The organism is Paenibacillus guangzhouensis, from assembly GCF_009363075.1.
Taxonomy (GTDB): Bacteria; Bacillota; Bacilli; order Paenibacillales; family Paenibacillaceae; genus Paenibacillus_K; species Paenibacillus_K guangzhouensis.
Map to the genome: position 1 here is coordinate 5,656,838 of NZ_CP045293.1, position 12,796 is coordinate 5,669,633.

At 52.6% G+C, this 12,796-nt stretch carries 10 protein-coding genes; 5 read left to right on the top strand and 5 right to left on the bottom strand.

Going from position 1 to position 12,796, the window contains the following annotated elements:
- Window positions 1–16 precede the first annotated feature (16 nt).
- Together GCU39_RS25540 and gpmA are read left to right on the top strand one after the other, a co-directional pair.
- Entirely contained in the window at window positions 17–1,252 is a 1,236-nt protein-coding gene (locus GCU39_RS25540; protein ID WP_152396035.1) for an ABC transporter permease, read from the top strand.
- Between the two features lie 52 nt (window positions 1,253–1,304).
- Window positions 1,305–2,039: a 2,3-diphosphoglycerate-dependent phosphoglycerate mutase gene (gene gpmA, locus GCU39_RS25545; RefSeq protein ID WP_152396036.1), complete on the top strand. Its 735-nt coding sequence runs from the start codon at window positions 1,305–1,307 to the stop codon at window positions 2,037–2,039.
- Between the two features lie 99 nt (window positions 2,040–2,138).
- On the opposite strand, the gene GCU39_RS25550 is transcribed toward gpmA, so the two are convergent.
- From GCU39_RS25550 to GCU39_RS25565, 4 genes are all read right to left on the bottom strand, one after another.
- Entirely contained in the window at window positions 2,139–2,906 is a 768-nt protein-coding gene (locus GCU39_RS25550; protein ID WP_407671724.1) for an ANT(4')-I family aminoglycoside nucleotidyltransferase, read from the bottom strand.
- A gap of 225 nt (window positions 2,907–3,131) precedes the next feature.
- A complete protein-coding gene (locus tag GCU39_RS25555) occupies window positions 3,132–4,139 on the bottom strand; it encodes a FecCD family ABC transporter permease (RefSeq protein ID WP_152396038.1) in 1,008 nt (335 codons plus the stop codon).
- Window positions 4,136–5,143, bottom strand: a complete 1,008-nt coding sequence (locus GCU39_RS25560; protein ID WP_152396039.1) for a FecCD family ABC transporter permease — start codon at window positions 5,141–5,143, stop codon at window positions 4,136–4,138. The genes GCU39_RS25555 and GCU39_RS25560 overlap by 4 nt, the downstream gene beginning before the upstream one ends.
- Window positions 5,144–5,147: 4 nt before the next feature.
- Complete coding sequence (locus GCU39_RS25565; RefSeq protein WP_152396040.1) at window positions 5,148–6,083, bottom strand: iron-hydroxamate ABC transporter substrate-binding protein; 936 nt, start codon at window positions 6,081–6,083, stop codon at window positions 5,148–5,150.
- A gap of 208 nt (window positions 6,084–6,291) precedes the next feature.
- Between GCU39_RS25565 and GCU39_RS25570 the strand changes: the two genes are divergently transcribed.
- Window positions 6,292–8,331, top strand: a complete 2,040-nt coding sequence (locus GCU39_RS25570; protein WP_193726625.1) for a Na+/H+ antiporter — start codon at window positions 6,292–6,294, stop codon at window positions 8,329–8,331.
- Between the two features lie 89 nt (window positions 8,332–8,420).
- Here the strand turns inward: GCU39_RS25570 and thrC are convergent, their stop codons facing one another.
- Window positions 8,421–9,809 carry a threonine synthase gene (gene thrC, locus GCU39_RS25575; protein ID WP_152396042.1) on the bottom strand — a complete coding sequence of 463 codons (1,389 nt, stop codon included), beginning with the start codon at window positions 9,807–9,809 and terminating at the stop codon, window positions 8,421–8,423.
- Window positions 9,810–9,980: 171 nt separating this feature from the next.
- On the opposite strand from thrC, the gene ade reads away from it, so the two are divergent.
- Both ade and GCU39_RS25585 read left to right on the top strand, forming a co-directional pair.
- Window positions 9,981–11,771, top strand: a complete 1,791-nt coding sequence (gene ade, locus GCU39_RS25580; RefSeq protein WP_152396043.1) for an adenine deaminase — start codon at window positions 9,981–9,983, stop codon at window positions 11,769–11,771.
- 28 nt (window positions 11,772–11,799) lie between these two features.
- A complete protein-coding gene (locus GCU39_RS25585; RefSeq protein ID WP_152396044.1) occupies window positions 11,800–12,774 on the top strand; it encodes an aldo/keto reductase in 975 nt (324 codons plus the stop codon).
- Window positions 12,775–12,796: the final 22 nt, after the last annotated feature.

The following is a 12,796-nucleotide window of genomic DNA, read 5'->3' on the forward strand; positions in this document are numbered from 1 at the left end:
GTAGAGGTGAACCGTCATGCGCATCCATGCGAAGCAATTAGCAAGGAGAAGACTGAAGGAGGATGCCGTTTATCAATATAAGGCGCTGCGCAGCGCAGTAGACTGGACCGTTATGCTGTATTTCATCGTACCTGGCATTTTTTTCGCGGTGATTGGATATCGGTCGTTGTGGACAGACGATTTTCCCGCATGGATCGAATATATGCCTGCATCCGTTGTAGCAGCGCTGTTGTTCCTCTGTGCGCGGAGAGGGAATGTTCGAGTGCTGGTACAAGAAGCAGACGTGTTATTTCTGCGGCAGAAAGAAAGCTGGGTGCACGCCCTGACTCAGGTGGGTTGTCTCTATAGTATGACGCTTGATGTACTTATAAGTGTTTTGGCGTACGTAGCGGTACTGCCGATCGGGATGCGATCTTTCGGATGGATATGGGGTGAGTGGACGGGATTGCTCCTGTTCCATTTGTGCTATTCGATGTTATGGTCCTTACTCAATAATCGTATTCAGATATCGCTCTCCGGTTGGCGGCGTTGGGTGATAAAATGGGGCGTGACCGCGGCTGGAGGCGTGCTGTATGTAGCAATAGTGCTCCGTTATAGTCAACTTACATGGCTGCTGGTCGGGGGTGCGGTGTTATGGATGGCACTCCTTGTGCTCCTTATGCGGTCGCGGATACGTTGTGTGGATGCTTTTGAGCAGGATATCCTCGTGGAGGGCAAGCAGCGGATGCGACTAACCGGGTTGCTGCTGCACAATACACTAGATCGGTCACCGTGGTTCCGCATGCGCAGACCGATGTTGTTTCGCCACTCGAATCATTTGTTCTCGTCTCGTCAACCACACCTTGTCGTAGCTGAACTCGCGATCAAATCGGTCTACCGCTCGAATCTGCAATTGAAGACCATGCTGCAGCTGCTCGGGGCGGGGATTGCTGCCGTCCTGTTGACGCCGACGATGATTAAGATTATCGTATTCGTCTTATTAACGTTGTTAGTCTGGTATTGGATGCAGGGCGTCTGGCACGATTTCGTGAAATCCGCTTATGTGAAAATGTTCCGCTGGCGCGAGGAGGATCTCCGTGCTGCGAAGCCAATTGCTGTCTATGGCCTGATGCTGCCGATCACTGTGGTGCTTGGGTTAGTCATGGGTTTGTTGATTCAAGGGATATGGGGCGGTCTGATCGCAATTCCGGTGAGCGCGTTGTTCGGCTGGATTATCGTACATACGATCGGTGCAGTCGATATTCGTAAGTGATGTTGGGCAGGATAGTACCCGTAACCACCTTCAATACAGAAAGAAGTGAGCTATTATGAAAATTGTACTTATCCGCCATGGGCAGAGCGTATGGAATGTAGAGAATCGGTTTACAGGTTGGACTGATGTGGATCTATCCGAGAATGGTCTGAATGAGGCGCGGGAAGCCGGGCAGATCTTGAAGAAGCATGGGTATGTATTCGATGTGGCGTATACGTCTGTGCTTAAGCGGGCGATTCGTACGTTATGGATCGTGCTGCATGAGATGGATTTAATGTGGATTCCTGTACATAAATCATGGATGCTGAACGAACGGCATTACGGTGCACTGCAAGGGCTGAACAAAGCAGAGACAGCGAAGCAATATGGTGAGGAGCAAGTCATGAAGTGGCGTCGATCCGTGGAAATTCGGCCTCCTGCGTTAGATAAGCAGGATGAGCGGTATGAAGCTTCGAATCCGAAATATAAAGCCTTAGCCGAAGGGGAATTTCCACTAACGGAAAACTTGGAGGATACGGAACGTCGGGTGCTGCACTATTGGACGGAAGAGATCGCGCCTGCCATTCGCAAGGGAGAGAAGGTCATTATCTCGGCGCATGGCAACACGCTGCGGGCGCTGGTGCAATATCTGGACGATATTCCGGCGGATGGGATCGTGGATCTCAACATTCCGACAGGGGTACCCCTCGTGTATGAGCTTGATGAAGATTTGAAGCCGATCCGGCACTATTATCTCGATATGGATGGTGAAGTGGCGGATGGCGTAATTCCAAAGCATATGGGATAGATTGAATAGCTGTTGTGAACATAGACGAAGACCCCTCGAACGGAGGGGTCTTCGTGTGTTTTGCGGCTTACGATCAGCCGCAGTGCAGTCCATTTGGCACTAGAACGGTATCCGTTCTTCCGAGTGTATCGCATAGCCGTGTTCTGCGGCCCAGACATGTAGACCATGCCAGAAGGTCTCACAGACGGCAATCAGCTGCTCCGAATCGGCTAGATTGCCGGACATGACGAGTTCGGCAACGGCATCGTAGCCCGCTGGCCGATCCGGCAGGGATACGGCTTCAGACAAGACCATGGCGCCGGTGGAATAGAGCTTCCGGTGATGTAATCCAATCAGCATCGCACCGTACTGCGCGAACTGCATGGTGAGATACGGTAGGTATGTGCGCGGACCATGGTGCGCAATGTTGCGAAGCTTCCCCGCGAATTCCATCATCTCCCCGACGAGAATGCCCTCGACGGCTTCTTGGTACGCGGAAGCATCCGGCGACTGAGCGGTTTGTCTCAGGGCGACGAAGAAGTTCTCGGGGTCATAGAGGGCCTTCGCGTGATGGTACGGCCCATGGGTCAGCGACCATTCGCCTTCGATGTCGTAAGCCTCGCTGTGCAGCACGTCTTCGCTCACGACGTTCACTTCGGCTTTCCAAGGGCCTGCAGACCATTCATGGCTGAATCGAACCTTCTCCTCAGAACGTCGTAATACGCAGAACATCTCAATATCAGAATAAGGCCCGTCGGTGCCGCGAGACAGCGATCCGTATAGCCCGATGGCCAGAAGCCTCTCGCGATACGTGTCATGCAATCGGTCAGCCATTTCGTGCGCTAATATCATTCGGTCCTCGTGGGACATGGTTTGTGGTCCATTCATCAAGTTCATCGTGTGCATCTCCTTTAATATCGTTATAGGCGGATTGCTGTAGTGTGAACTTGTGTATGGTGGACCACGCGCTTAACGGGGGATTTTATCTCGAAGCAAGATCCTCATATCCGGTTCCTCCTAATATGCTATATTATAGAAATTTTACCCAATCCATGGATTCGAAGTCAAATGAATAAGCCTTCGACACCTAACAGGGATCGAAGGCTTTATGAATTAACGTTTGAGCAGTAAATAGATGAAATACGGAGCGCCGATCATGGCGACCATAATTCCCGCAGGAATCCCGTCCGGTCCTATGATCTGGCGGCCGATCGTATCGGCCAGCAAAAGCAGCCACCCGCCCGTGAAGATGGCGATCGGAATGAACAGCTGGTTCCGCGGTCCGACGAGCGCCTTCGCGATATGCGGCGCCATCAATCCGATGAAGGCGATGCCGCCGGTCACGGATACGGCCGACGCCGCGAGCGCTACAGCGACGAGGAGCAGGATGAGTCGCTCCTTGTTGATCGAGACGCCGACGCCAATCGTCACCGGTTCATTCATGGCGAGCAGGTTCAATCGGTTCGCCCGGTAGAGCGTGAACGGCGCGAGGATGGCGATCCAAGGGAGAATCGCCAAGACGAACGGCCAATCGGTTCCCCAGATGTTCCCCGCGAGCCATTTGGAGATGAAATCGACCTTGGAGCGTTCGGCGGACGAGATCAACACGATCATGATGCCCGACAGCGCCATGGAGAACCCGACCCCGGTGAGGACGAGCTTCACTGGCTGTAATCCGGTGTTTTTGTTATAAGCGAATACATAGATGAGAAGGGCCGTGATGACCGCTCCGATAAAAGCGATGATCGGCAGCATGTAGACGAAATTGCTTGCATCGATCGGGAAGAACAGGAAGAAGACGGCGATTCCGACGCCGGCCCCAGAGTTGATTCCGATGATGCCCGGATCTGCGAGATCATTGCGTGTAATCCCTTGAAGAATGGAACCCGACAACGCGAGCGCCATCCCGGCCAGTAGGGTGATGACAATACGCGGCAAGCGTATCGAGAAGAGCACGAAATTCTCCTTGAAGGTCCCTTGCCCGAGAATCGTAGGCAGAAGCCGGTCGTAAGACAATTTCGAATACCCTAGTCCCATGCTAATAATGACGGTAAGTATAATGAGTGCGAACAAACTAAGTAGAATAAGCCGCTGCTTGCGGATCAGTGCAGGTTGAATCATGAGAAATGCTTCCCTCCTTTACGCACGATGTAGAGGAAGAATGGCAAGCCGAGCATGGCGACGATTGCCGCGACCGGCGTCTCATAAGGCGCGTTGATGGTACGTCCAAGCGTATCGGCGAACAGCATGAATGCGGCGCCGGTAATCGCGGACATCGGAATGGAATACCGGTAGTCGGTGCCGACGAAGCCGCGCACGATATGCGGAATCATCAACCCGATGAACGTCATGTTGCCGACGAGTGCCACGGAGGCGCCGGCGAGAAGTACCGTAGCGAAGATGAGCAGCATCTTTAGCTTCTGGATCTTCTGTCCTAAGCCCATCGCGACCTCTTCGCTGAGGCTTAGGATGGTCAGCTGCTTGGATAGCGCCATTGCGATCAACAGCCCGGCGATAATGAATGGTACGATGACCTGGAGCTGATCCCAGGACGCCCCGATCAATCCGCCGGCAGTCCACATAGATACGTCTTTGGAAATTTTGAAATAGATGCCGATGCCTTCCGCAATCGCATACAAGAAGGCCGAGATGGCCGTTCCGGCGAGCACGATCCGAAGCGGCGAGAAACCGCCTTTCTTCACCGTACCGATGCCGAAGACAAGGATGGATCCAAGTGCTGCTCCTATGAAGCAAGCAATCATGATATAGAAATAATTCGCACCCGGAATGAAGGCGAGCGTAATCGCCAGCGCTGCATTGGCGCCTGCGGTCAACCCGAGCAGGCCGGGATCGGCCAGTGGGTTGCGCGTCATGCCCTGCATCATCGCGCCGGAGACGGCAAGCGCCGCTCCGACGAAGATGGCTGCAACTTCACGAGGTAAGCGAATTTCACGAATCAACGATATTTTATCTCCCGTAGCGTCTGGCGAGGTCAGCGCGAGCCACACATCCTTGATAGATGTGTCGGCTGCTCCGAATACCATCGCGACCATGAACATCGCTACGAACAGGAGAATTCCTGCGATCAGTTTGTAGACGAATGGGATGGAACGTCGATTCGTCATCGGCTTAGTTTCCTAGAAATTTCTCGATAAAGAATTCAAGTTGGAAATCAAGTGTCAGTGGGTCATTGAAGTAGAACGATTTGGCATCCGTTTCGTAGACACGATTGTTTTTCACCGCAGGGACGTTTTTGTACGTATTGGTGTTTTGGAACGAATTGTCGGTATCGCTGCTCTTGCTGAAAATGATGTAGTCGCCGGCGAACTCTGGCAATACTTCGGCAGACAAGGCGTAATAGCCAGGCGCCATCGCCATTTCCTTCACTTTCTCAGGCATTTTCAATTTCATCTCTTGGTAGAGGATCTCCGTACCGCGCCCCCAGTGATCACCGAAGACATAGAGCTGCTTGTCGAAATTCTCAATGACGGACACGGTAGCATTCTCGCCGATTTTTGCTTTGATGTCAGCACCAGCTTTAGCAGCGCGCTGTTTGAAATCATCGACCCAAGCTTGCGCCTCTTTCTCTTTGTTCAGCAGCTTACCAATTTCGATATGCTGCGTTAAGTAGTCTAATTTTCCGTAAGTATACGTAACGGTAGGAGCGATTTCTTTTAATTTATCCGCGTTCTTAATCGTGGTCAGTCCGATGATCAGATCCGGATCGAGCTCAATGATCTTCTCGAGATTCTCATCCGATACTTCCTGGACGTCTTTCAATTTATCCTGGAACTTCGGATTCATCTTCGACCAGGAATCGACGCCGACGAGATGAACGCCAAGCGACATCACGTTGCCAGCATACGTCGAGAGGACGACGACGCGTTCCGGATGGCTAGGAACCTCGATCGGACCAGCCTCGGATTGGTACGTGAAGGTTGCATGTTGTTCTGTCTTCGCCGGTTCTTTCGCAGCGGACTCATCCGCTGGCTTGGCTGCTTGGCTGTTGCATGCGCTCATCAAGATGAGGAGTACAGCAAGGGCGGGGAGCAATAGTTTTTTCATGTTCTGTTCTTCTCCTTTAAGCAAAGTATGGTTATATGCTGTTTAATCTTTCATTTACAATTGATAATGATTATCACTATCGATCTTTTAATAAGATAGCCGTATTCACGCCTATTGTCAACAAATTTTATATATATTTTCGCGGATCAATATGGTACGAATAGATATACTAACTGGATTATGGAAAAGAAAGGAGAAAGTGATTGTAATGGAGTTCGTCATCCCTCTATTAGCCTTGATCGGTGTCATCGTGGTGGCAACGGTCTTGAATAAGAAGTTCCCTCGTATCCCTCTCGCCTTATTTCAAATTCTGCTCGGTGCGATGGTGTCTTGGCTGCCCTTCATTCCGATTACGCTGGAGTTCGAACCGGAAGTGTTCATGGTCTGCCTCATCGCGCCGCTGCTGTTCGGAGATGCCCGCGCGACGTCGCGCAAGGAGCTGTGGGACTTCCGAAAGCCGATCCTGTACATGGCTTTGGGCTTGGTGTTGATTACGGTGCTTGGTCTCGGTTACGTGATCCATTTGCTCATTCCGTCGATGCCGCTCGCCGCGGCCTTTGCACTCGCGGCGGTGCTATCGCCGACAGATGCGGTGGCCGTGAAGTCGATTACGCAGGGACTTCCGCTGCCTTCAAGCTTAATGCCCATCTTAGAGGGGGAGTCGCTGCTGAATGACGCGGCGGGCATCGTGAGCTTCAAGGTCGCGCTCGCTGTCGTATTGACGGGGGTATTCTCCGTGCAGTCGGCGACATTCAACTTTATCATCGTCTCGTTGGGCGGAATTTTGGCGGGACTGATCTGCGGGTTCTTATTCGTCAAATTAAGGCTGTCCCTCCGGCAGAACGGGTTCGAAGAGGTGAACTCACTCGTTGCGATACAGTTCATTACGCCTTTCGTCATCTTCATTATTGCTGAGGAATTGGCGGTCTCCGGCATTCTGGCGGTTGTCGCTGCGGGGATTATTCATGGGATCGAGCGGGACAGGCTTCAACAGACGTCCACGAAGATTCAGATGACTTCGAGTACGACATGGTCCGTATTGAGTTATCTCTTTAATGGCTTCGTATTCGTGCTGCTGGGTTTCTTGCTGCCAGAAGTCGTGCGAGGGCTGCTCGAGAGCCAGGAAATCTCGATAGCTGTCGTGCTCGGGTTCACGCTGCTTATTAGCGTCGGGCTATTCTTGATCCGCTATATCTGGGTGTATGCGCTGTATCGCAATTTCGTCGCTATCGAAGGGCATGAGCCGCATGGTGAAGCCGATAACGTCTCCAGAGGCAGATATGCGTTGTTGACCGCCACCTGCGGGATCCATGGAACGATTACGCTTGCGACGGCGATGTCGATTCCATTCTTGTTGTCGAACGGTTCGTTGTTCCCTTATCGGAACACGATCCTATTTATCTCCGCGGGCGTCATTCTGCTTAGCTTGCTCTTCGCCACGATTGTGCTGCCCCTCTTGCTGCGGCACGCGGCCGAGCAGGAAGTAGAGGAGAAGGACTTCATGTCGATGCAGGAAGCGACGCAATATATTCTGCAGCGGACGATCCAGCTCTTGGATGCCGAATCAGACAATGATCATAAACGAGCGACCTTCCGGGTCATTCGCGAACTGGAAGAGCAGCGGCGGATGATGGAGGAAGGCAAGGCGTCGAAGCTATCGAGCAGCGTCCTGCGCAAACTTCAGGAGATCGGCCGCGAAGCCGAGATGAAGAAGCTGACGCAGATGATCGAACAGGGAGAAGTGTCACCGCAACTGATGACGCATTATCCGGTCATCAACGAGCCGCAAGAGCTCTATACCGTACGGTCGAATCTACGTCGCATATGGTTCCGCTACAAGATGTATTGGATGAAGAAAAAATTGAAGAAGCTTAGCGGGGCGCAGCTGCCGCCTAAAATGGCTTCGCGAACGAAGGAACTCACGGCGTTCGTCGAGGAGATGCATCGCGTGAAAGGGGAGCTGCGACAAGCGGCGATTCAAGCGATCAAGCAGCATATGACGCCGGATAATCACTATGAAGCCCTCTTTATGATTCAATATTACGCACGGAAGCAGCAATCATCGCTTAGTGAGGAAGAAGAAGCGAACTTCATGGATATGGTCGGTGAAGTGCGGCTGCGGAGCATTCAATTGAAGCGGGATTTGGTACAGAATTTAGAAGAATCAGAACAAATTACGGCAGCAACGCGGCTAAAACTGCTGCAGAATATGAATTATGAAGAGATGCTGCTGCTCGATCCGGCGTAAGGTAAGCAGGCAGCAGCAAAAGAGCCATTCCATGGCTGGTGGATAACCAGTTGGAATGGCTCTTTTATGATGTCCTAAGCGTTGATCGATTAGAAGAACTTCACGAGTTGATCTTTGATTGCTTCGTTTGTTCCGCTGACAACCGTGCGGATTTGCGGTTTGTTGAACAAGGCCTGAATCTGTGCAGGATATTCCTGAGCGATCTCACGAAGGCGGATAGATTCGTCGAACTTCGCCGGATGCGCTGTGGAGAGAATGATGGTCACATCGTCCGCTGTCGCCAGCTTGTCTGCTGCCGCTGCGCCGCATGCTGTATGCGGATCCATCAGGTAGTCGTACTTCGCATAGTAGTCGCTCAATGTGTCGAGGCATTCTTCGTTCGACACGCTGTACGCGGAGAAATCGGACTGCACGTGGCTAAGCGTATCCGCATCGACGGCGATGCGCCCTTCGGCTTTGAACTCAGCCATGAGCGTGGATACAACGTCACTATTCCCATTATTCAAGTAGTAGAGGTAACGCTCGAAGTTGCTCGCCACTTGGATATCCATTGAAGGGCTGTACGTACCGCGGAATTCGCCTGGTTGGTACAAGCCTTCACTTACGAAGCGCTCGAGAATGTTGTTCGCATTCGTCGCCAAGATGAGCTTATGAATCGGCAATCCCATTTGCTGCGCAAGGTAACCAGCGAAGATATCGCCGAAGTTGCCTGTCGGCACGCTGAAGCTGATCTTACGGTCAACGCCTTGCTTCGCCAATTGGAAGTAAGCATAGAAATAGTACACCGTCTGAGCCAGAATCCGCGCAATGTTGATGGAGTTGATCGCGCGCAAATGGTACTCATGCTTGAAGTCCACGTCGGCGAACAGCTCCTTGATAATGCGCTGGCAATCATCGAAAGTGCCTTCCACGGCTAGATTCAAGACGTTGGCATCGTCAACGGTCGTCATTTGCAGGGCTTGTACCTCACTGACCTTCTGGTGCGGATGTAGGATACAGATGCGGATGCCTTCTTTGCCGCGTACCCCTTCGATGGCCGAAGCGCCCGTATCCCCTGAAGTTGCACCGAGGATATGGATAATCGAATTGGTTTTTTTGGATACATAGGAATAGAGGTTACCGAGGAATTGCAGTGCGACATCTTTGAATGCAAAGGTCGGGCCATGGAACAACTCCAGGATATAGCGTTGGTCGTCCAGCTTATGGACCGGTGTCACTTCGTCATGACGGAAGGTGCCGTAGCTGTCATCCACCAACTTCTTCAGATCGGCTCTTGGAATCTCATCGTTCACGAACAAGGAGAACACTTCGAGCGCAAGTTCGGGATAGGTGAGCTCTTGCCATTGACGCAGCGTCTCTTCAGATAATTGCGGCAGGTGTTCAGGGACGAGCAGTCCACCGTCATTTGCCAGTCCCATCAGGATAGCGTCGATGAACCCGATCGGGGCGACTTGCCCCCGTGTGCTGATATACTTCATATTTAATCTCCTCGTTAAATAAAATTACATCCATTGTACATGATCTCTCTGTCGAGGTCGATATGGAAGTTGAAGTCGGCTCAAACGTTGAAATCTACCGCTCGAACTGGTTAAATGAGGGATAAGTGTGAAATGGAAATTGAATTGGATAAGGAGAAGTGACGTACAGCCATGGCGAATAGCAGAAGATTCAAGCTTACAGAGGTAGCAAGACAATTAGCGAACGTTGCGATGGGACAAGCCCATGCAGATTTGGTCATTAAGAATGGTACTTTGGTGAACGTATTATCCGGCGAACTCATCGAGCAAGTGGATGTCGCTGTCGCGGCAGGGAGAATTGCGTTCGTGGGCAACGCAGATCACACCATTGGAGAGCAGACGCAGGTGATTGATGCCGCAGGCAGATTTATTTCCCCGGGGCTATTGGATGGCCATATGCACGTGGAGAGCACGATGCTGTCGGTGACTGAGTTCGCAAGAGCGGCATTGTCGACAGGCACGACCGGAATTTTCATGGATCCGCATGAAATCGCGAATGTATTCGGCAGCGAGGGCGTACGCTTGATGCATGAGGAAGGACAGCAGCTTCCGCTCAAAGTCTACACGACCTTCCCATCCTGCGTTCCGGCAACCATGGATTTGGAGGATGCCGGAGCGAGCTTATCCGTCGAGGATATTCGAGCCGGGATGCAGTGGAACAACGTTGTCGGTTTGGGTGAAGTGATGAACTTCCCGGGCGTCGTGTTCGGAGATCCGCAGATGTGCGGCGAGATTGAAGCGACAATTGCAGCAGGTAAGGCGGTGACAGGGCATTTCCCAAGTGATGATAATCGCATGCTGCAAGCTTACCTGAATGCCGGGGTGACGTCGGATCATGAGACGGTTACGCGGGAGCAAGGGCTTGAGAAGGTACGCCTCGGCATGCATTTGATGATCCGGGAAGGCTCTGCATGGCATGATGTGAAGGAAGTCATCAAGATCGTAACGGAAGATAAAGTGAATACGAGCAACATCTCGCTCGTAACCGACGATGTGAACCCGCAGACACTCGTCGAGCTGGGACATCTAAACCATGTGATTCGCCGCGCGATTGAAGAAGGGGTCGACCCGGTGACGGCGATTCAGATGGCGACGATTAACGTCGCGCGTTATTACCGGATGGACGAAGATCTCGGCAGCATCGCCCCAGGCAAGTGCGCGGACATTCTGCTCATCGATGACCTTCGCCGTGTCGTGCCATCGACCGTCATCACGGATGGTGAGGTGATCTATGATCAGGGGCAATATACGGTGGAGTTCCCGAAATTCACCTATCCGGAGCGAATCCTGAACTCGATGAATGTGCACAGAACGCTCACGGCGGATGATTTCAAGCTGGCAAGCCGAGGAACGGCGGCGAAGACGGAAGTGAACGTGATCGGCGCGATCGAGAATAGTGCGCGGACCGAGAAGCGGAAGGCGGTTCTTCCCGTAGTCGATGGCATCATTCAGCCAGACCTGGCGCAGGATGTCATTCGTCTTGCTTGTATCGAACGTCACCATGCGACGGGCCAGATCTCGAACGCGTTCACCCATGGCTTCCAGATCCAATCGGGTGCAGTCGCCTCAACCGTGGCGCATGACAGCCACAACTTGATCGTCATGGGCGTGAGCGAGGAAGATATGGCCTTTGCAGCGAATGAACTGGTTCGGATCGGCGGGGGGACGATCGTCGTTCGTGACGGCAAGGTACTCGCATCCGTGCTCGCGATTGCCGGGCTCATGTCCGAGAAGTCTTTGCAAGAGGTTGTAGAAGAAGTCGCACAGCTGGATGAGGCTTGGAAAACGATCGGATGTCCGTTGAATGCGCCATTCATGACGTTCTCGCTCATTGCGCTGCCGGTGATTCCGGAGATTCGTATCACGAATCGCGGTCTGGCCGATGTGATGGAGTTCAAGCTGATTGATGTCGAAATAGGATAATGATTGAACGTAGAGAGGTGGAGGAGCTATGAAATATCGTCGGCTCGGTAGAAGCGGACTCGAAGTATCGCTATTAGGACTCGGAACCAATGCCTTCGGCAAACGCGCGGATGAGGACACGTCCATTCGGATTATCCATCATGCCATCGATCGTGGCATCAACTTCATTGATACGGCCAATATTTACGCGGGTACGGAATCCGAGCGCATCATCGGCGAAGCGCTGGCAGGCAAGCGGCAGCACGTTGTGCTGGCGACGAAGGCCGGGCTCCCGACCGGGACGGGCCCGCATTCGCGCGGCTCATCGCGGTATCACCTACAGCAGGAGCTGGAGCAGAGTCTTCGGCGTCTAAAGACGGATTATATCGACCTGTACCAGATCCATACGTTCGACCCGAACACGCCGATCGAAGAGACGCTGCGCACGCTGGATGACTTCGTAAGCGCCGGGAAGGTGCGCTACATTGGCGCTTCCAATTATGCGGCTTGGGAGTTCATGAAGGCGCTGGGTATCAGCGATCACCAAGGTTTCGCGCGGTATGTGTCCAGTCAGACGTGTTATTCGCTGGCTGACCGTACGCCTGAGCAAGAGTTGATCCCGATGTGCCTTGATCAAGGCGTGGGATTGATTCCTTACTTCCCGCTCGCTGGCGGTATCTTAAGCGGCAAGTACCTTGCAGCGGAGCAAGCGCCGCAAGGCTCTAGAGCAGAGACGGATCCGAGCTTCAACCGATTCCTGAACGATCAGACAATTGCGTTAGGGCAGCAGGTCAGCAAGTTGGCTGCAGATCGAGGCTGTACGCCTAGCGCGCTATCGCTCGCATGGCTGATGGATCAACCGGTCGTCTCGACGGTCATTGTGGGTGCGACGAAGGTCCAACAGCTTGAGGATAACCTGCAGAGTCTAGAAGTTAGGCTTACGCCTGAACTCACGCAATCTCTACAGGAGGTTAGCGAACCATTCCGCGAGGGCAAGCCTTTTGCCTTGTATCGCCTTTCTTAATAAGCTGCGAGTTGATCGCTTC

What these genes read in the sequence shown, in the direction of transcription:
- GCU39_RS25540 (WP_152396035.1), top strand. Translation starts at nt 17, where the DNA reads ATGCGCATCCATGCGAAGCAATTAGCAAGGAGAAGACTGAAGGAGGAT.
- GCU39_RS25560 (WP_152396039.1), bottom strand. Translation starts at nt 5,143, where the DNA reads ATGACGAATCGACGTTCCATCCCATTCGTCTACAAACTGATCGCAGGA.
- GCU39_RS25555 (WP_152396038.1), bottom strand. Translation starts at nt 4,139, where the DNA reads ATGATTCAACCTGCACTGATCCGCAAGCAGCGGCTTATTCTACTTAGT.
- GCU39_RS25585 (WP_152396044.1), top strand. Translation starts at nt 11,800, where the DNA reads ATGAAATATCGTCGGCTCGGTAGAAGCGGACTCGAAGTATCGCTATTA.
- GCU39_RS25550 (WP_407671724.1), bottom strand. Translation starts at nt 2,906, where the DNA reads ATGAATGGACCACAAACCATGTCCCACGAGGACCGAATGATATTAGCG.
- ade (WP_152396043.1), top strand. Translation starts at nt 9,981, where the DNA reads ATGGCGAATAGCAGAAGATTCAAGCTTACAGAGGTAGCAAGACAATTA.
- thrC (WP_152396042.1), bottom strand. Translation starts at nt 9,809, where the DNA reads ATGAAGTATATCAGCACACGGGGGCAAGTCGCCCCGATCGGGTTCATC.
- GCU39_RS25570 (WP_193726625.1), top strand. Translation starts at nt 6,292, where the DNA reads ATGGAGTTCGTCATCCCTCTATTAGCCTTGATCGGTGTCATCGTGGTG.
- GCU39_RS25565 (WP_152396040.1), bottom strand. Translation starts at nt 6,083, where the DNA reads ATGAAAAAACTATTGCTCCCCGCCCTTGCTGTACTCCTCATCTTGATG.